Raw genomic sequence first — 18,363 nt, 5'->3', positions numbered from 1 at the left:
GCGTCACGATACCTCCGAGATGCGATCAATCAGGGGCTGGAACAATTGGGCCGTGGTGGCCGAAAAGCGCGAATAGCCTTTAAGGCAAGGCTCGTTGAAGTCCTTGCGGTAATAGGCCAAAGACTCAAGCGCTGCATGCACCTTGTCGGCGTTGGCCGCGAAGGCGACATGCAAGAAATTGCCCTGCCCCTTCAAGGTGCGATAGCCAAGCCTTGTCATTTCTGAAAGGAACAAGTCCTTGCCTGCTTGCAAGCGCCTTACCGATTGCAGCATATCCCCCGCATGGTCCAGCATGCGTTCGAAAGCGTGCACGGCGACGGTGTTCACCTCATACATGGGGCGCACCTTGTGCAATACCTTTGCGACTTCTGGCGAGGCGGCGGCATAGCCGATGCGAAGGCCCGCCAAACCCCAGGCCTTGCCGGTCGAGCGCGCCACCACTAGGTGCTCGAAGCGGCGCGTCCAGGCGATGCAGCTTTCGGCGTGGAAGGGGAAATAGGCTTCGTCGATCAGGATCAGCGCGCCAACGCGCCCTGCCGCCCGGATGATCAGCTCCATCTCTCGAATGGGAAAAACGGTGCCGGTGGGGCTGTCGGGATTGGGCAGGCAGACCAGCTTCGGGCGTTGCTTGGCAATCGCCTCGATAATTTGTGCCGACAGCAATTGCGGGCCATCGTCTGAGGGCTGGTAATCAAGCGCAATGGCTTTGGCGCCATACATGCGCGAATAGACGCTGTACATGGCGAAGGTGGGATTGGTGTGCAGAACCACGTCGCCCGGCGAAATATAGGCCTCGAAGACGGCGCGGATGGCGCCGTCGGATCCCGCGGTCAAGATTAACTGCTCGGGAAACAGCTCCAAACTGTCGGCCAGCTTTGCATAGAGCGGCGCATTGTCGGGATAGGTAAAGTAGGCTTCGGGCGGCAGCGAGCGCATGACCGCGGTCACGATTCGCGACAGTTCTGGGTCGCAATTCTCGTTCTTGTCGAGCCACAATTTGGTCGGGTCGCGGGGCTGGGCCTTCGTCCAGTCGGGTCGCGAAAGCGCCGGATCGGCAACAGAGGGACGGGGGACGGTCATTGCGAAAGTTCCGTGAAGCGCTTCAAAATGGACAGACCGACGTCTCCGCTCTTTTCGGGATGGAATTGACAGCCCATGACATTATCTCTTTGAACGGCGGCGCAGATTTTAAGTCCATTATAGTCAACCTCGGCCAAATTGTCGGCGGCATGCGATGGGTTGGCGGCAAAGGAATGCACGAAATATACGCAGGCGCCGTCAGGGGTACTCTCCAGCAACGTGCCTCTCCAGTCCCTCCCCTGCGGCGGCCTCAGAGCGTTCCATCCAATATGCGGAATGCGGTGCGGTTTGCCCTGGGCGTCGGTGTTGGGAATTGCCGACACTTTGCCGGAAATCAAGCCAAGTCCCGCATGCACACCGAATTCGCCGCTCTCATCCAACAGCATCTGCATGCCAAGGCAAATCCCCAGCAACGGCTTTCCTGCTTGAGCGTGGGCGATGGCCAACTTGTCCATGCCGCGCTTGGATAGGCCCTGCATGCCGTGGGCAAAGGCGCCGACGCCAGGCAGAACTAGATGCTGTGCACTGGCAATTAGATTCAAATCGTCCGTCACGACGGGCGTAGCGCCGATCTGACTTAATGCGCGCGCCACGCTCAAAAGATTGCCGACGCCATAATCGATTACAGTCACAGTGGTCATCATATTCTCCGCACGGAAAGGCCAGCGCTAATGGCGGCCTGGCGGATTTCGGGCAAAGTCTTTCGTTTGAAATGAAGAATATCGGCCATTGCCACTGCGCTGACTTCGGTCTCCCTTGCCACTTTGATGAGGTCCTCGGAACTGCCAAGTCCTCCGGAAGCAATGACCGGTATGCCGACGGCATTGGTAACGGATTTAATCAGATCCATGTCGAATCCCTTGCGCGTTCCCTCGCGGTCGACTGAAGTAATGAGAATTTCTCCAGCACCCAGGCTTTCGCCGTGCTTGGCCCATTCGACAACGTCGCGCCCGGTTCGTTCACGTCCGTTGTCGGTGTAGCACTCCCACTTGCTAGGGGCAATTTGCTTGGCTTCAATCGACAGGACCATGCATTGCGAACCGAACTGCTCCGCCGTTTCGCTGATCAGTTGCGGTCGAGCGATAGCGGCGGTGTTGATTGCCGCCTTGTCGGCGCCTGCAAGTAGGATCGAGCGCACGTCTTCGACGGAGCGCAATCCGCCTCCGACGGTGACGGGTACGAAAACCTTCTCAGCCGTTCGCCGGACGATGTCTTGCAGGTTGTTACGCCCGTAAAGGCTGGCGACGATGTCCATGTAGATGAATTCATCGGCGCCCAATTGATAGTAGCGCGTCGCGTGTTCCTGGGGGTCTCCGACCACACGAAGTCCCTCAAGCTGAACGGTCTTAACCAGATTAGGTCCTTTGATGTCAAGCCTAGCGATTAGCCGCAGATTGTTCATGACTCAAGCATTTCGAATGTCAATTGCGTACCCTCGGAAATATCAAAGCGGACCTTTCGGCCGATCAGACTGGATTCCTGGCTGGGTGGGATGCCGTTGCCGGGGCGCTGCGCCAGCAGATGGCCTTGCGTCAGAACAGTGCCGGCAGGAATGTCGCTGCGCGCAGACAAACTTTTCCTGGCCCAGGCGACGGACTTTCTCTCAGCTTGCGTTGGCGCCTTCACGGCGCCGCCAAGCGCAGCTTCGACTTCCCTGATCTCAGTTACGAAGCGAGGAAAGCTTTCGGCGTCACAAGAAACCTTCCAATCCTGGGCGTTGGGGACGTCGCGATCAAGCGTGATATGTTTTTCGATTACTCTGGCCCCCAATGCGACCGCGGCCAACGGCACTGCTGTGCCGACGGTATGATCTGAATAACCGACTGGGCCGTTGAAAATCGCTTTTAATTGTGCAATAGCCGACAAATTTGCGTCCTTGGGGTCGGTTGGGTAACTTGTCACGCAATGCAGCAAGGACAATCGCGATTCACCCCCCTCTGCAATTGCGCGTGTGGCTGCATTTACATCCTCGATCCCATACATTCCAGTGGACAGAATGATTGGCTTTCCTCTTTTGGCGATCTCCTTCAGCCAAGGCCAGTTGCCAACCTCGCCCGAACCGATCTTGAAAGCCGGGACGCCGACCGTTCTATCGAGAAAATCAAGTGCTTCCTCATCATGGCCTGTGCATAGAAACATAATGCCCTGTCCCTTCGCGTAATCACGAAGGCGCAGTATGTCGTCATCAGGCAGTTCCTTGCTTCGCAGGCGTTCGCGCCAATCCGGGGCGCTGGCTCCGACCAGCCGATCCGTTTTGAAGTGTTGGAACTTGACGGCATCGGCACCTGCCCGTACCGAAAGGTCAATCAGGGCGCATGCCTTCTCCATACTGCCGAAATGATTGACCCCCGCTTCGGCAATAACGAAACAAGGGTGCATAGGTCCGATGCGCCGGTCGCCAATGGCAAAGCAGGATGCGAAGTGCTCCATGTCTGATCCCTAGCTTACCTGATGGCGCAGAACCCACTCGTTGCCCTTCTTCGTCCATAAGTGAGGCGAGCGGTTAGCGTCAATCCTTGCCCAGAAAGCTTCCTCGTCGAGGCCAGTATATTCCAGAAATTCCGGAAAATACTTCTTCGGAAATTCGCCGTCATAGCGCTGAACCAGAGCGACGCCTTCTTCTCGGGTAATGTGGCGGTTGCGGATTTCCTGGGCGGCATCATAGCTGGCTCTACCAATGCCGAACTTAACGAAAGTCGTGTAGTAGTGGAAGCTATCCAACTTGTCGTCGAGACTGGAATACTTTTGGTAAGTGCCTTCCAGACGCTCGGGATTGGGCTTAAAGCCGCAATTATCGACGGCATAATAGTACTTTTCCTGCTGGCGCCAATGTTCGTAATAGCCCATGTGATGGACCTCGATTCCGGCTTTAGCGACGTCGTTGATATCCAGCGGCAGGTAGGGGTGCAGTTCAGACAGATCGATGCCCATGCCCATCAATTCTGGAATGCTGGTGCCGCCCAGTTTGACATTTAGCCTCTCGGTGGATGGCGCCGAATAAAAATGCCTGGGCATGACACGCCCATCATCGTCAACCTTGGTGCCGCCTTCGGCCTGGCTCTCGCCGTACATTACAAGCTTAACGCCGTATTTAAGGGCGATCCTAGGTCCCACTTGCTTTTGGCCCAGAATGAAAGGCTGAAATGGGTGCAAGAGTCGCAGGAAGGCTAGGCGGGTTAGCAAGCGATGCACCTTGCCATTGGGATGCACACTAATATTGTCAAAGCCGCTAGCGATCCAGGCCTCGAAATTGTGGCGCCCAATGTCGGTATACATGTGCGGCGGCCACGTAACAGTTAGCGGATGCATGCCATACTTATGCTTCAGAACATGAGAAGCATAGACGCTGTCCTTGCCCCCTGAACCCGGCACGACAACGTCGTAACTGCCGTCCTTGCTGCGGTGGCGGTCAAGAAGTTCAAGAAACTGACGGTGGCGCGCCTCCCAATCGATTTCGCTCCACTTTCGCTCATGAAAGCGACAAGCCGAGCATACGCCATCCTCGTCGAAGCCAATCGTCTCCTTCTTGTTCTCGTTCTTGAATTCCACGGTTGATGAAGGACGTTGGTTCGAGATGATGCAGTGCTTGCAGAATCTGACTTCGCGGGGAAGACCAAACAATACATCGTCGGTTGGCGTTTGCGTCTGTTGCTGCATAATCTACCTCGGTTGAGAGTTAGGCGCCTTATTGGGCGGCTGGCTCATATCGCTGCGAATGACCTTGAATATGTTCCGAGAACCGATCTCTATCAGATCGCTGAATCTGGCGGCATCGTATGTTTCTTGCCCGCTTTCCATCCTCTCTATCCGCTTAATCATTTCTTCAGCCGAACCGACGATCAAGCCCGGAAAGTTGCGGAATACAAAGGGCAGCTCTGGATGCAGATCGAACACAAAGACCTTTAAGCCATATTGCAGCGCCTCTGCAATGACAGTCGAGCCAGAGCTGAAAGCGTACTGCGCCTTGAACATTAGGTCGTAGGTATCTGCAGCGGGGTCTATAACAGAGACGTTCCTTGGCAGGTCCTTCATCAATTCCTGCATGTTTGGTGGATAACGTCGGCTTCCAGCCTTCAGCTTGATATAGACAGTGCGATCCTTAAAGTGCACAGCCAGCTTGCGCACGACGTCAATCATTGCACCTTCTCGCAGACCGCCCCGGCCGTAGAAGATGAAATCGTTGGGTCTGGGATCATGCAGCCGCTCAAGTTGCTGGCTTGACATGGCCCAGGCGCCTTCCAGCCTAACCGTCATGTGCTTGGGCCACTCGGGGTGGTGTTTAACGATCCGCCTGCCGAAGCAGTAGTAATAATCAAAATCGACGAACCACATGCTGGGTTCCTCGTCATTGTCGGACGGAATGGCGTGCATGATGCCAAGCGAACGGCCGCCGATCCGCCTTAGTTCCTGAGAACGCAAGCTGTGCTCGCTGTTGTAATCGTCGCGGGCTAGAAAGTAGTCGCACGGGTGGCGGTTGAAAAAGGCGCGGTAGGCAAGCCTGCGCACGGGCATGGCGGTGACTTGCGTGAACAGTTCCGGCGACAAATTGATGGCTAGGCGCGCCAAACGCAGCGTGTCGTTAATCAGCAGCTTAATGGCCGCGAGCGCCGCTTTGGGCGTGAAGTATCCATCTCCGATGGCTGCGCAAGCATAACCGGCGACAGCCAAGACATCTTGGGGCGGCGGATTTGGGCGACGAAAGACGTAGAGCACGTCGCCAGGGCTGGAAACAATTTCGCGAACCAACTGAAAACCGCGCCTGTCGTCGGCTCCGGAAAAATCGACACCAAGTCGGCGGCGCGCGTCATGATTTGCGTTCATCCGTATGCGAGACAATATCCAAAGGCAACCATAAGCCAGCATCATAAGAGCATGCAGTGCGTTTGTCAGGATGCGCATCTCTCGTCTTGCTTCGACGGAAAACGCGGGGCCTTTCCCGAAGTAAGCCTCATGCAGAGCTAGCGCGTCCTGGTCAACGCCGGAGACTCGTGTGTCTCCTTCATCGCGGCGTGCCTCCAAGGCTTGCAGCAAGAATGGGGTCAGCGCTAAAAGTCGCGTATTGTTGCAGGCGGCGTGCTTGGCGGCGATGGCATAATCCGGCGCATGACTGTCGAAGACCGAGAAGCCGTATAGTTGCCGCTGAGCGTTCAGGGTGCGGGCGAATAGGTCTGTGCGGTCCGCATAGCCCAGAAATTCGCGGTAATAGGCCAGCTCTGGGCATAAGTCGTAAAGCGGACGGAACAGCCCAGAATTTTCGGCGACATCTGCCAGCTTGTTCAACAAAGGCCTGAACGGCCTAAAAGCGAAGTTGCGCCCCAGGATGGCAACCGGGCGCCCGGTCGCCGCCTTAAGAACTGCAGGAACAAAAGTCCAGCCGTTCAGAAAGACGAGATCGACCGAGGCCACGACAAGTCTCGCTCAGCGCAACTTCCAGCGAACAGTCGGTTGAATGAGATTGGGATCAATGCGCTCCTTGTGCTTTTGCACATAGGCAATCATGGACAGCAACAGTTCCTGGTTAAGCAGGTGCGGCTTAAGTCCAAGTTTTGGCAGGCCGGTGTGGACGGCGTTGTAATAGTGCTCCTCCTGCTCAACTCGCGGATTGACAATATGGTCAATCTTGACCTTAAGCCCTGCCGTAGCGCCTGCTTTCTCAACCAACAGCGCTAAGTCCATCACCGAGAATTGCTCGGTGAACTGGTTAAAGACCCTAAACTCACCCTCCCCGGCGGGATTCTGAACGGCCAGTTCGACACAGCGCAGTGTGTCGCGGACGTTAAGGAAGCCGCGCGTCTGCCCGCCCTTGCCGTAAACAGTCAGCGGCGCGCCAAATACCGCCTGCACGATAAAGCGGTTGAGAACAGTACCGAAGACGGCGTCGTAGTGAAAACTCGTATTGCAGTCGGCATGCAGCGTCGTTTCATCGGTGTCTATGCCATAGACCACTCCCTGATTCAAATCGGTCACGCGCATACCCCAAACGCGGCAGGCGAATTCCAGATTGTTCGAGTCATGGACCTTGGAGAGATGGTAGAAGGAGCCTGGTTTCTTGGGGTAGAGCATACGATCCTTTCTGCCCTTATGCTCGACTTCCAGCCATCCCTCTTCAATGTCAATGTTGGGCGTGCCGTACTCGCCCATCGTGCCCAGCTTGACCATGTGGGCCTTAGGGCAGGTGTGCTGCATGGCGAACATGACATTCAGTGTGCCGACGACGTTGTTGTGCTGCGTGCTGACACAACTGGCGCGATCCTGCATCGAATATGGCGCCGAGGGCTGCTCGGCATAGTGAATGATTGCTTCTGGATTGAAACTCTCCAGCACGTTGTAGGTAAAGCGGTGGTTGGCTGCGATGTCGCCAACGAACAAGTCTATGCTGCGCCCGGTCAGCTCCTGCCAGCGTCGCACGCGGGCCTGAAGGGTGCGGATAGGCACCAAAGGCTCGGCACCGACTTCAGCCTCCCAATAGCGCTTGCTAAGGCTATCGACGATCGCGACGTCGTGTCCTTGCTTAGAAAAGTACATAGCCGTCGGCCAGCCAAGGTAACCGTCACCGCCCAAAATCATAATGCGCATGGAAGAACCTCTTCTAGTCTTATAGGGAAGGAAGTGTGCAGGCCTTGCCAGCCTGCGGTTTGGAATGGCGCAAAATGCGCTTGACGTAAACTTTCGACAGGATGCGACCTATGCCGACCGGGGTCGAGCCGTAAATGCCAAGATTGCGGCGAATCAGCTCCTTTTGCTCGTCTGCAAGTTGGAAGACATACATAGTCGGCGTCTCAAGGCGATAACTGTCGATGTCAGCAGCTTGCGGATCGCTTTCGAAGGCCGCGATGTCAAATTCTTGCATCACTTCCACCTTGCGATCCAGATCAGAAAAGAGATCAAACAGGCGAGAACGGTGGTATGTCAAAGCATCGTCGACGAAGGCTAAATGCGAGGGAGTGTCAAGCCCGCCCTCTGACAAAACCTTCCTCATGCTGTCCCTGGAGAGTAAGACGAGTTCGTCAACATACTGTGTGATAGCCAGGGTCTTATGTACATACAGAAGATTGTTGCCTAGCTCCCCTGCGATATAGCGCTCGACTGAACCCGGGGCTTTCGTAAAGGCTTCAAGGTCTTCTCGCGATGTCCAAAGTTCGTCTTGCGTCGCTTGATCGAACGCGTCGATCAGCCCTTGCAGGCGCGGTGACATCTTTGTCTCGGCGATGCACTCTACCCAGCGAAAGACCGAGAGCTTAAGTAGGCGCAGCAGCTTCAGCAGCGTGCCAAAAACGCCATCGTTGTAAAACAGCGTCACCAATAGATGGAATCGCCGACAGACGACATAGTCGTCGAAGGAAAATGTGCTGGTTTCCACGCAGATTTCCTCGATCTCTGCCGCCAGCACTTCATCCCCGCCCAGCTTGAAGTGGCCGTAGCAGCGCGGAAGAACGCGAAACCGTCCCTGCATGGAGAACCTCTCCCGCGTATGCGGCGCCGACAACTCTGTGCCAGGAAGCATCATCAGCTGAAAAAGATAAAGATTTGTGAAGCCTGCATCCATTACCGTGCGGATAGTCTCGAGATGAGTGGCTCTGGTCTCTCCTGGCAAGGCCATAATGATTTCGCTGTAGGTGTTCGCGCCAGTTTCACTGGCCTTCAGCGCCAGGTCCATGATGTCGTCTGGTGAAATATTTTTGCGCTTGATATTGTCCAGCACCTCTGGCGTCAGGCTTTGCACCGAGCCGGAAAGACGCAAGGCGCCGTCGATGATCTTCGATGCCTCCAGCACGCGCTCCTTTTGGTTTTTGCCGGTAGCGACATTGATGTACTCAGGCCATCCGAAGTCGAGGCGGGTCTGCGCTAGAGCGCGACACGTATCAAGATCGTTTACGTACATGCCAAAATTTGAATCGGCGATGAACAAGTCGTTGCGGCCACCCCTGCTCCGCACGTCCTGCATCTTGCGTCCGATATAGCTTAGCTCTTCGCCAATCTTGTCTGCAGAGTTGCGATAAACCTTCGAGAAGAAGCTGTCTCCCTCAATGCAGAAAGTGCAGGTGAAGGGGCAACCGCGGTTCGTCTGTACAATGGGCAGCAAGGTCCCATCGAAGAATTCATCCAAGCGGCCAGTTGAGTAGGGGGATGGAATCTCATCAAGTTCGGCGACTCGTTCGCCTAGGGGGGAGATGAAGGCCTGTCCGTCGCTTGCGATGGCATGCACAGAGGGAATGCTTTGGCGCTTTACTGCATCGACGTCACCTTGCGCCAGCGCATGCAGGAGACGTAGGAAGGCCAATTCTCCTTCCTTGGCGACATAAAAATCGACGGCTGGATGTTCCTTGAGCCACGCTATTTGAGGCGCAGGTTCAAGCGGATAGTTGGGGCCGCCGAAAACGATGATCGTTTCAGGGTTCTGGCGCTTGATCGTCTTGGCGAATTCGTAGGCTAGTGTTCCGTTCCAAATATAATTCGAGAACCCAATGACGTTTGGAAAGGAATCGACCTCTAGAGCTTCGATCAGCTTTTCGGGATATTTAAACAGGCGAATGCGATCAGTTGCGGCGCCATGCGCCTCTGCATAAGTCGCTAGGCACCCAACGCCGGCAGGCATGACATCGGCGGCGACAGTCTGCTGGGTATAGGTAAGATCAACCAAATATACGGATAAAGGCATCAATGATAACCCATCAAGTGAAGGCGGACTCGATACTTCATGGCTTGTTAGACAACGCCAAGGAATTGCCGACGAAATCCGCTAGAATGCCAGCAATCATTTCATTGCCAAATCTGTCGTAGTGATTGTCAAGGCCTGACATCAGGCGGCTGCCGAGCGGAATGTGGTTCCTTATGTCCAGCACATTGACGCTTGAACCAATTGCGGCCAACAAATTTTGCGTCGCAGGTTCGCGAAGCCCGTAATAGGCTTCGGCAAAGGTCGGTAAAACTGCCAGGGCAAAACCGCTGCCGCATGCATTTGCCTCGGCCTGCATCTTGAGAACAATGTCAGCAGCCGCTTCTGCCCGTTCCTTCTTCAGAAAGTCGCCATGTCCGGTCTTCAGGTATCGCGCCAAATAGGAGGCATCAAGATCAGCTAGGCCCCAAATACGCTCAGCAATTTGCGTCGGGTGCCAGCCGTAGTACGAAAGCCAGGCCCTTAGATGCGCCAGCTTGAAATAGCTTGAAATCGGTTTGTCCGTTTGCGCAGCAACAGTTGACGGCGCGCTAGCGACAGGCAGCATGTCATCATACCAATATGCCGTGAGGACAAGTGTCGGCCTAAGAAATGCACACTCGCGCTTCAACGTCGCCAAGTTCTCGTGCAGCCCGTAACCGCCTACCGCTGCATTGTAGAGCCTGACATTGGCCCTTTCTAGAAGGCGGCCCGCCTTTGCGGGAAAGGCATCCTCGCTTGGACCGCCCGCACCCGTCGCCATGCCGTCACCAAGAACAAGAACACGTATGGTGGCATTCAGCGTCCAGGCATCATCCCGATATCCTCGCTCATTCGTGCGGACCGTATAGGCAACTCCTTCGTCAATGGAGATGGCGACATTTTGGGCCATGGCATAGGGGCGATCTTGATCTTGAACGTAAAGGCCGGCTGGAATGCCGGGTCTATCGCGCAAGGCGGTAACAGACACAGCGAGATCCGCGAGCAGAAAAAGAAAGCAAAGAAACGCGCCAAAGCCAAGAGAGGAGGCGCACTTTACGCGTCTCATCGGAGGTCCTTGGTCTGGGCGATGGAGCGCGAAACCGATTCAGCGACGAACCGGTACCCTTCCGCCGAATAATGGGTTCCCGGGCCGTACCAAAATCTTGTAGCAGCGGCATCCTCTGCCTTAAAGGCGGCGGTGAGGTCCAAGATTTCAAGGCCGCTGTCCCGTGCCGCGTTAAGCACGGCCTGCCGCGTGTCAATATGTTTGGGATCTACCAGCATTTCGAGAGACGGCAAATATACGAACACGATCTTGCCGTTCCAGCTCTGCGCCAGCTTTACGGCCTTGGTCATGGTTTCTTTGAACAAGGGAATTAAGGACAGATAATCCTCAACTGTAGTCAGGACTTCGACGGTGCCGGTTGCATTCAGGCCAAGCGTAGCGCGAAGCGGGCGCAGCAAGATGAAGTCAACGATTGCCGCTCTCGCAGACTTGCGAAAATCTCCTGATGCGGCCTGATTGACGAGCTGCTTGAGTGCTGTATCGATGGCATCTTGTTGGTTGATGAGCCCTTGGCTGAAATCCTGGCGCAGGTAGCGCATCAGAATTTCCCGATTCCGCTCGTCGGCTAGGTTCACAAGGTCGTTGCCATCGTAATAGAACCATAAGGTCAGTGCGGGGCGCACCGTCGGCGCGTACTCGATGAATGTTGCCAGCTCCATTAAGGGACCGCGGCCACCGATGCCAATGTTCAATGTGGCGGGTTCACTTTCACGCAGCACAGAGACAAGGTCTTTGCCGGGCGGTTCGCAGGCGCCATGCACGAATGAATCGCCAATGGCAAGAATGTGAACCTGCCTTTGCCATAAACCAAGAGGATTGTTAAAGCCGTGCTCATCGGCGGGATAGATCATCCAAGTGCCGAATTCATTGCAATTGACCGACAGGACGCGGCTGATGCCCGAAAGCGGCAAGATGGACCTTCCATCATGTTCAATCGGCGAGGTCAGATATTTGGTGGTGACGACTGCAGGCCAAGCGTCCTTGCCCTGGCTTCGCAAATCGTCAATGACTTCGCGCTTCGTGCGAGGGTCGACGGGCAAGCCAAGCTTTTGTCCAAGGGCGGCAGCAGAATTCTCCATTTCTGCCGGCCGAAATAAAAGAAAGGCTTGTGCGGCGTAAACAGAAATGGCGCAGCAAAACGCGTAAAGCGCTATCAACCTGCGCGCGGCAAGGCTAACCCGCAGCGTCATCCACGCGCCCAGGGCGGTTGCAGATGGAATGACAAAACCGACCAATCCCTTTTGCCAGGTCAGGGCGCCGTTTCCAAAGTGATAGGTGCTAAAGGCCAGCACCCCGACTGACAAAAGGAGGCAAGCCACAACGGCAAAGGATATGACGCGGTCAAACAGTCTCATGGTTCAGTCTTTATTATGTGTGGAAGATCGACCAATCCAGCGCTTAGCATCGCCTCTGCCAATTTCAGATCTTGCGGCGAGTCAAGATCAAGGTCGTAGGGCCAAGGGATTTCCTTGAAGACCGACGGTTTTGCGAAAAAGGATTCGCCTGCCAATAGGGCGCGGCTGCGCGCTGCGACGAGATTGCCGAAAATGTACAGTTTGGGCTTTTTCTGTTTGTTGTAGGCGATGGCTCTTTCTGCCTCGAAGTGAAAAGAAACATAATCGCCATCGACCACGCGCTGGTTCCAGGCATGATGGTTATGTGGAACCGTCGTTACCGTTTGGGCGGAATTGGCCGTCAAATCCGATTCCAAAGCCTTGACCAGCATTCGAACGTGCTGCGGCAACAAAAATGGACTGGTTGGCTGAATGAGAACGATGACGTCTGGTCGGTTGCCAACCGGTTGCCGACTCAAGAAATCTCGCGCGACGTCGGCTACAGCCGCATCGTCAGTAGCCAAGTGATCAGGTCGCCGGTCGACCTCGATTCCAAGGTGGCGCGCGCGCCCTGCAATCATGTCGTCGTCAGTCGAGCAAACAATCCTATCAAGGACCCCAGACGACTGCGCGGCCAAAGCGCCGTAATCCAGCAGAGGAATTCCCGCAACGGGCACCAAATTCTTGTATGGAATGCTTTTTGACCCGCCGCGGGCGGGCACCAACCCCCAGGCGATCATCGTCCGATCTCCAATCCCAGGACGCGGACGGCCTTCATCACTGCGTGGGTTTGGGTTTCGCTCCAAGCATCGACAGTCGAGCCGCCGATATGGGGCGTCAGCACCAGATTGTCATGCTCACGGGCGTAGCGGGCTAAACGTGACGAGGCAAAGGATTTGGAGAATCCGGGGTCATACTCGCCGTCGATCGTGTCGAGCGCCGCCGCAAACAGGTGTCCTGCCTCCAGAAGGTCGAGCAGCGCCTCACTATCCAACAACTCTCCCCTTGCCGTGTTGACGACCATGGCGCCTTGAGGCAGGGCTTGCAGAATTTCTCGATGCACCAACCCCTTGGTTTCCACCGTGGCTGGCGCATGCAAGCTTAGCACGTCCGAACGCTTGGCCAGGGCAAGCAGCTCTGTCATGCCGCCCGGCACGAAAGGATCGTAATAGGCGACGTCCATGCCCATGGCCTTGGCGATTTGAGCTACCTTGCGCCCCAAGCGGCCATAGCCCACCAAGCCTAAACGCATGCGCGAGAGCATACGGGGCGCACCCCAGGGAAAGCGGTCCCACGCGCCACCGCAAGCGGCGGCATGACAGGCTGGAATGCGCCGCCAAGCGGCCATCATCAGTCCTATCGTGTGTTCCGCAGTTGGTGTGATGGTGTCAAGAAAGGCCTGCTCATCATGCAAGGCACAAACGACTATGCCGCGCCTTTTGGCTTCCTGCATGTCGATATGCGGCACGCCGGTTGTATTTGAGACGATGGCACGCAATCTCTTGCAGCGGTTCATCCTAGACGAATCGACCGGAAACCCCAGGGGAGCGAACAGCACGTCTATCTCTGCCAGGATATCATCCTTGTCGCAACGCGGATCCTCCAGTTCGACAACGTCAAATGCTGTGTGAACCAACGTCAGCGGCCCAGGCTGATAGGCCAAGCAGCTATAATAAAGGGCCCTGGGTTTCAATAGGTCATCCGTTTGACAAGCAGTGTCTGATCGAGAGGAATGTTGCCCAGCAGCTCGACGATGCGAATGCCCGCCGTTCCGTCGCCAAAGGGTTGGCGGCAAGCCTTGACTTGTTGCAAAAACGCGGCGTCACTCAGAGCAACGCTCAGGGCCTTGGATATCGCGTCCTCTTCGTGAGGCGCATGGATGACGTTCTCGGCGCATAGCCTGCCTATCTGCCTGCGACCGACATTAATTGCGGGCAGGCGGAAAGTGGGCGTTTCGATCAGCCCCGCTGAGGAGTTGCCGACCATAACCGACGCCACGGACAAGAGACCCCAGAATAAGTGCGCGTCCAGATTCACCCGAACCGTGAATTGCGGGGAGGGGGCAAATTCGTCAATGGCTCGCAAAATGCCTTCATATCCCTGATCCGAACAAGGATGCACCACCACTGCTTGATGCCCGGTTGAGGCCACCGCTTTCAGCGTTTCCGCCATCTGGCTGTAGGCAGCAGAGGGCTGCGTCGTTTCCGAATGCTGCAGAACGACGATGACGGGCTTTGACAAATCGAGGCCCAGTTCAGCTTCAACCTCGTCGGGTTTTGCATAATCACCGGCAACGATCAAGTCGATGTGATTGTCACCCACCACATGAACCCGCCAATCCTCTTCGCCCATCTTCAAGATACGGTTGGCGCTCTCTTGTGTGGATGGAAAATGCAGATGCGATAATTTTGTCACGGCATGGCGCATTTGCTCATCCAGTGATCCCGAAACGTCGCCGCCCTGCAAATGCGCAATGGGAATGCCGAGAATGGTGGCTGCCGTCGCTGTGGCTAGCACTTCGCCTCTGTCTCCGTACAATACGCATATATCCGGCTTTAATTCCGTCAAGGTGTCGGTCATGCGCTGAAGACATACGCCCAGAGCTTTGGCGCGCGCCTTTGGCGAATCGTCACTCTGCTCCATATCGACTGCCGCCGCCACGCTGAATTCGCGCTCGACCTCCTGAATAGTGCGGCCAAACTTATCGCTGACATGCTGATCGGTGACGACAAGCTGCAGGTGGAAGTTGGCACGGTCGCGCAGCAGGCGAAGCATCGGTTTCATGGCTCCGAAGCCGCCGCGCTTTCCCGTAAGGACGAAAACTTTGCGGGCCGCCGTCATGGCTTATGCCCTCGACGCTGGAGCCAGGCTTGCTCATAGGCGTCGATCAGTCGATGGTTGCCGTCGCACATCAGCTCGCGCAAACCAATCAGTTCAACGGCCGTGAAATTCTCGCAGATGATGCCTGTGATCTTGGTGGCATCGCCTAGATCGAGAATATAGGCCTCAAGATCGCCGCCATACTGCTCTTCCAGGCTTTTGCGGTACACGGTAAACCATTCCGAACCTGGATAGGCGGTTGCAAAATGCGGCCTGACTTGAATGCCCAGCCTTTCGAAGGCGGCCATATTATCTCGAATGGATTCAAAATCCTCGTTTGGGAATCCGATGATGACATTTGGAACTGGACGGATGCCTGATTCCAGCGTCCAGTAAAAGCTGCGCTCGTTGGTGGCGGGGGTCGAACCCTTGCCAACTGTTTTTAAGACATGCGGCGCAAAGCTCTCATAGCCATAGACCAAATGCGAGCATCCGGCTGCCCGCATGATCTGCAATACCTCCCTGGTGCAAAGGGTGGCGTGGCTTGTGCCTGACCAATGAATGCCCGTCCAGCCCGTCATCATGCCCGCTTCATCAAGACGCGGCACTGGAGCAAGGCCGTTCTCGTGCCAGAGGCGGCAGATTTCCTTCATCCAGGTGCGACCGGAATGCTGATCCATCGTCATCAGATTCTCATCTAGGAACAGCACGTAATCGACGGCGTATGCATCTTGCATGTGCTTAACCATGCGCACGATATATTCTGGACTGTGATAACGAATGGATCTGGTGTAATTGCCGGGCTGGTCAAATTCGACCGTCGTTTCTCCGTTCACGCCGGTGGCATAGCGCATGTCGCCTGCGATGCCAAGATGGTAACAGTACCGGCAGATCATTGAACAGCCGTAGCTGACATTGATGTCGAGGCGTCTTTGGGCCATCATGCCTTCCGGCGAATAAAGCATTTGACTGTTTTTGAAATATACTTCTTCCAACGGAAAGAGGTCCCAGGCCGGATAGGGCAGGGAATCAAGATCTTCGAGCAAGGCGCGCTGTGCGGACAAAACAGGATTTCCCGCGCCGTCGCGCGAGATGGTGCCGGGAATTTGTTGCCAGTCTCGCCGACCGCTGTCGATCATGGACAGCATTTCTGGGAAGGTGACAAAACCTTCGCCGACGCACCCAACATCGACCTCCGGCAACCAGCGCATCATATCTTGGGGCAGGCTGGTCAGCACGCCGCCGCCCAGCATGATGACGGCGTTTGGGCACACTTCCCTGGCCACTTTAATTGTATGCTTTATTGAGCCATACGCCGTGGTGATGCCGCCAAGCGCAATCGCCTGCCAATCATCTGCGGCCAGCACCTCGCGCAATGTCTCCTCTCCCAATCGCCAAGCATTGGCGTCGTAAACCTGGACTTGATGGCCCTTGTCTATGGCGATGGCGGCCAAAAGCGCAATGCCATAAGGAACATGGCGGGGAACGTCTTCCTCGCGCACAACGGGATTAATGAAGAGGACCTTTGACATCAGACGTGCTTATCCAAAAATTCCGCCAATGGGCAGACAATGACAGGGTCTCCAAAGACGATGCCGCCGCCCGTGCAGTTGAAAGTTTGGAAATCGGCATCCTTTGCCATTTCCATGAAAGCCTCGCGATACCACATATAGGCCGGGTCGGTATAGAACCATGCCTCAACATGCGGATTGAACAGGCGAATGTAAATGCTGTCGAGGTTTTCCTCGCCAACCAGAGCCAGCGCTTCCTTGTAATATTGCGTATTGCGGTATGGCGTCTCGTCGTAATAGGAGAAGTCGACGCCGGTTAGCGCCACGCGCGATTTCCCCAAAACTTCCCCAGCCATCATCCAGGCGGTGGTGCCAACATTGCCTCCGGCATTGACGCAGGGAAATTTATTCATAGCCTGCAATTCACCGGTGATGCTGCCGGGTGCATCGGGATCGTCAAACATGGGATTCCACCAGTAAACCTGCATGCCGGTTTCTAACACGCGGTTGACAACCGCCTCTGACGCCGAAGTCGATAAGGCGATGCGGATGCGCGGACCGTACTGATCCAGAAGGCTCAGAATTTCCTTGTTGGCGGCCATTTCATCGGCGAAGGCCTTGTCCATATCCTGGCGCGAGAAGTAATCGTCAGCTTTAAGCGAGTCGTGGCTAAGATGCGGATCGCCGAACCAGCGGACGATGCGCGTGGCGTGCGGGTCCAAGGTCACGGTAAGGTCCGGCACCAAGCCTTGGCGTAGGCAGTAAAGCAGTGCGCTTTCAGTGGTAACGACGGCGCCTTTGTAACTACGCTCCAGCAGCAATTTGGCGGGATCTTGACGCTTCAGGCTAGGTCCGGCGGCGATGACCACGGCAGAATTGCCGTCTCCCACGCTTTCGCGCCGAAGGGCCGCCAGAGATTTGCCCTTGTCCTTGAAGGCATTGTTGCGTTTGGCATTGGCCACGCCCATGGGGCCGTGGCGGTCCCACGTCAGTTCCTCCATCTTGGCTACCAGTTGGAGACCAAGCGATCCTTGGGGGTTGTTCACTTGCTGTCTTCCTCGGCCCACTTCACCTTCTTTTTGGCGACGTAGGCGATCGACCCGCCCAGCTTCTTCATCGCTTCGCGCTCAAAGCGCGAATCAAGGTCATCAGGCTCCAGGACCTTTTTCGCCTCAACGGATTTAGCCGTCTGGAAGTTGCCTTTAAGAACGCTGCTCATATGAGGTTCCCTTTCTCAAGTTCGGCCAGTATGGCGCGGGCATATACCAAATCGAGATAACTGTCGACATCAACAGACCGCCAGTTGGGCATGAGATATGCCCTGGTCCCATGGCCGACGAAACTATTGTTCTGCCTTAGCCAATCGGTTCGCGCCACGTAGACCGCTCCGTTGGGTAGGTAATAGACGGGCGCGTCCTGACGCCTATCGAGCTGACTTTCACTGGGAAGCGCGGGCAGCAGACAACCATTGCTGTCTTGCACATACATCCAATGGGGCGGCTTTGCTGCAACCGTCACCGATATGCATGATGGCGCGTTCGTCGAGACACACAGGTCAATGCAAGCGTCAATGTCCCGCGATGTCCGTAGTGGGGACGTGGCTTGCAGGAGAACGACCATGTCATAGGTCTGCCCAGCATTGTCCAACGCATGGAAAAGAACGTCATAGATCGAAGCCGTGTCGCTGGCCAGTTCGGGAGGGCGCATGAAGGGCACGTCGCAGCCAGCCTGTCTGGCGGCAGCTGCAATTTCATCGTCGTCAGTAGAAAGAATAGTTCGGCCGATCGATTTGGCGCCAAGCGCCGCCGCCACACTCCAAGCAACAAGGGGTTTGCCGCCCAGTTCCAGCACGTTCTTGCGGGGCAGGCCCTTCGACCCGCCGCGTCCACAAATGACGGCTAGCGCATTAGTCAT

17 protein-coding genes are annotated in these 18,363 nt (G+C 55.8%); all 17 read right to left on the bottom strand.

Annotation, left to right across the window (positions count from 1 at the left end; all coding sequences use genetic code 11):
- Nucleotides 1-3: 3 nt before the first annotated feature.
- The 17 genes from HQL44_04980 to HQL44_04900 are packed head-to-tail and all read right to left on the bottom strand — an operon-like array spanning nt 4 to nt 18,363.
- Nucleotides 4-1,080 (bottom strand): histidinol-phosphate aminotransferase family protein, encoded by a 1,077-nt coding sequence (locus tag HQL44_04980; protein ID MBF0267923.1) that lies wholly within the window; start codon nt 1,078-1,080, stop codon nt 4-6.
- Nucleotides 1,077-1,721, bottom strand: a complete 645-nt coding sequence (gene hisH / locus HQL44_04975) for an imidazole glycerol phosphate synthase subunit HisH (GenBank protein MBF0267922.1) — start codon at nt 1,719-1,721, stop codon at nt 1,077-1,079. The genes HQL44_04980 and hisH overlap by 4 nt, the downstream gene beginning before the upstream one ends.
- A complete protein-coding gene (hisF, locus tag HQL44_04970; protein MBF0267921.1) occupies nt 1,721-2,482 on the bottom strand; it encodes an imidazole glycerol phosphate synthase subunit HisF in 762 nt (253 codons plus the stop codon). Before hisF ends, hisH begins: the two co-directional genes overlap by 1 nt.
- On the bottom strand, nt 2,479-3,510 hold the full coding sequence (locus HQL44_04965; protein MBF0267920.1) for an N-acetylneuraminate synthase family protein: 1,032 nt from the start codon (nt 3,508-3,510) through the stop codon (nt 2,479-2,481). The genes hisF and HQL44_04965 overlap by 4 nt, the downstream gene beginning before the upstream one ends.
- 9 nt (nt 3,511-3,519) lie before the next feature.
- Entirely contained in the window at nt 3,520-4,737 is a 1,218-nt protein-coding gene (locus HQL44_04960; GenBank protein MBF0267919.1) for an N-acetyl sugar amidotransferase, read from the bottom strand.
- A 3-nt stretch (nt 4,738-4,740) separates the two neighbouring features.
- On the bottom strand, nt 4,741-6,486 hold the full coding sequence (locus HQL44_04955) for a hypothetical protein (GenBank protein MBF0267918.1): 1,746 nt from the start codon (nt 6,484-6,486) through the stop codon (nt 4,741-4,743).
- A 12-nt stretch (nt 6,487-6,498) separates the two neighbouring features.
- On the bottom strand, nt 6,499-7,656 hold the full coding sequence (locus HQL44_04950; GenBank protein MBF0267917.1) for an NAD-dependent epimerase/dehydratase family protein: 1,158 nt from the start codon (nt 7,654-7,656) through the stop codon (nt 6,499-6,501).
- A gap of 19 nt (nt 7,657-7,675) precedes the next feature.
- Nucleotides 7,676-9,739, bottom strand: a complete 2,064-nt coding sequence (locus tag HQL44_04945; GenBank protein ID MBF0267916.1) for a radical SAM protein — start codon at nt 9,737-9,739, stop codon at nt 7,676-7,678.
- A 37-nt stretch (nt 9,740-9,776) separates the two neighbouring features.
- Nucleotides 9,777-10,784, bottom strand: a complete 1,008-nt coding sequence (locus tag HQL44_04940) for a hypothetical protein (protein ID MBF0267915.1) — start codon at nt 10,782-10,784, stop codon at nt 9,777-9,779.
- Entirely contained in the window at nt 10,781-12,139 is a 1,359-nt protein-coding gene (locus tag HQL44_04935; protein ID MBF0267914.1) for a hypothetical protein, read from the bottom strand. The genes HQL44_04940 and HQL44_04935 overlap by 4 nt, the downstream gene beginning before the upstream one ends.
- Nucleotides 12,136-12,858 carry an acylneuraminate cytidylyltransferase family protein gene (locus HQL44_04930; GenBank protein MBF0267913.1) on the bottom strand — a complete coding sequence of 241 codons (723 nt, stop codon included), beginning with the start codon at nt 12,856-12,858 and terminating at the stop codon, nt 12,136-12,138. Before HQL44_04930 ends, HQL44_04935 begins: the two co-directional genes overlap by 4 nt.
- Nucleotides 12,855-13,781: a hydroxyacid dehydrogenase gene (locus tag HQL44_04925; protein MBF0267912.1), complete on the bottom strand. Its 927-nt coding sequence runs from the start codon at nt 13,779-13,781 to the stop codon at nt 12,855-12,857. Before HQL44_04925 ends, HQL44_04930 begins: the two co-directional genes overlap by 4 nt.
- Before the next feature lie 26 nt (nt 13,782-13,807).
- Nucleotides 13,808-14,959 carry a UDP-N-acetylglucosamine 2-epimerase (hydrolyzing) gene (gene neuC, locus HQL44_04920; protein ID MBF0267911.1) on the bottom strand — a complete coding sequence of 384 codons (1,152 nt, stop codon included), beginning with the start codon at nt 14,957-14,959 and terminating at the stop codon, nt 13,808-13,810.
- Entirely contained in the window at nt 14,956-16,470 is a 1,515-nt protein-coding gene (locus tag HQL44_04915) for a cobalamin-dependent protein (protein MBF0267910.1), read from the bottom strand. The genes neuC and HQL44_04915 overlap by 4 nt, the downstream gene beginning before the upstream one ends.
- Nucleotides 16,470-17,450: a hypothetical protein gene (locus tag HQL44_04910; protein MBF0267909.1), complete on the bottom strand. Its 981-nt coding sequence runs from the start codon at nt 17,448-17,450 to the stop codon at nt 16,470-16,472. Before HQL44_04910 ends, HQL44_04915 begins: the two co-directional genes overlap by 1 nt.
- Before the next feature lie 41 nt (nt 17,451-17,491).
- Nucleotides 17,492-17,668 (bottom strand): hypothetical protein, encoded by a 177-nt coding sequence (locus tag HQL44_04905; protein MBF0267908.1) that lies wholly within the window; start codon nt 17,666-17,668, stop codon nt 17,492-17,494.
- Nucleotides 17,665-18,363, bottom strand: a complete 699-nt coding sequence (locus HQL44_04900) for an acylneuraminate cytidylyltransferase family protein (GenBank protein MBF0267907.1) — start codon at nt 18,361-18,363, stop codon at nt 17,665-17,667. Before HQL44_04900 ends, HQL44_04905 begins: the two co-directional genes overlap by 4 nt.

The organism is Alphaproteobacteria bacterium (assembly GCA_015231795.1).
Taxonomy (GTDB): Bacteria; Pseudomonadota; Alphaproteobacteria; order Rhodospirillales; family WMHbin7; genus WMHbin7.
The sequence above is the reverse complement of the archived record's forward strand: the minus strand, read 5'-3'. Positions and strand labels throughout refer to the sequence as shown.

What these genes read in the sequence shown, in the direction of transcription:
- HQL44_04980 (MBF0267923.1), bottom strand. Translation starts at nt 1,080, where the DNA reads ATGACCGTCCCCCGTCCCTCTGTTGCCGATCCGGCGCTTTCGCGACCC.
- hisH (MBF0267922.1), bottom strand. Translation starts at nt 1,721, where the DNA reads ATGACCACTGTGACTGTAATCGATTATGGCGTCGGCAATCTTTTGAGC.
- hisF (MBF0267921.1), bottom strand. Translation starts at nt 2,482, where the DNA reads ATGAACAATCTGCGGCTAATCGCTAGGCTTGACATCAAAGGACCTAAT.
- HQL44_04965 (MBF0267920.1), bottom strand. Translation starts at nt 3,510, where the DNA reads ATGGAGCACTTCGCATCCTGCTTTGCCATTGGCGACCGGCGCATCGGA.
- HQL44_04960 (MBF0267919.1), bottom strand. Translation starts at nt 4,737, where the DNA reads ATGCAGCAACAGACGCAAACGCCAACCGACGATGTATTGTTTGGTCTT.
- HQL44_04950 (MBF0267917.1), bottom strand. Translation starts at nt 7,656, where the DNA reads ATGCGCATTATGATTTTGGGCGGTGACGGTTACCTTGGCTGGCCGACG.
- HQL44_04945 (MBF0267916.1), bottom strand. Translation starts at nt 9,739, where the DNA reads ATGCCTTTATCCGTATATTTGGTTGATCTTACCTATACCCAGCAGACT.
- HQL44_04940 (MBF0267915.1), bottom strand. Translation starts at nt 10,784, where the DNA reads ATGAGACGCGTAAAGTGCGCCTCCTCTCTTGGCTTTGGCGCGTTTCTT.
- HQL44_04935 (MBF0267914.1), bottom strand. Translation starts at nt 12,139, where the DNA reads ATGAGACTGTTTGACCGCGTCATATCCTTTGCCGTTGTGGCTTGCCTC.
- HQL44_04930 (MBF0267913.1), bottom strand. Translation starts at nt 12,858, where the DNA reads ATGATCGCCTGGGGGTTGGTGCCCGCCCGCGGCGGGTCAAAAAGCATT.
- neuC (MBF0267911.1), bottom strand. Translation starts at nt 14,959, where the DNA reads ATGACGGCGGCCCGCAAAGTTTTCGTCCTTACGGGAAAGCGCGGCGGC.
- HQL44_04915 (MBF0267910.1), bottom strand. Translation starts at nt 16,470, where the DNA reads ATGTCAAAGGTCCTCTTCATTAATCCCGTTGTGCGCGAGGAAGACGTT.
- HQL44_04910 (MBF0267909.1), bottom strand. Translation starts at nt 17,450, where the DNA reads ATGGAGGAACTGACGTGGGACCGCCACGGCCCCATGGGCGTGGCCAAT.
- HQL44_04905 (MBF0267908.1), bottom strand. Translation starts at nt 17,668, where the DNA reads ATGAGCAGCGTTCTTAAAGGCAACTTCCAGACGGCTAAATCCGTTGAG.
- HQL44_04900 (MBF0267907.1), bottom strand. Translation starts at nt 18,363, where the DNA reads ATGACTAATGCGCTAGCCGTCATTTGTGGACGCGGCGGGTCGAAGGGC.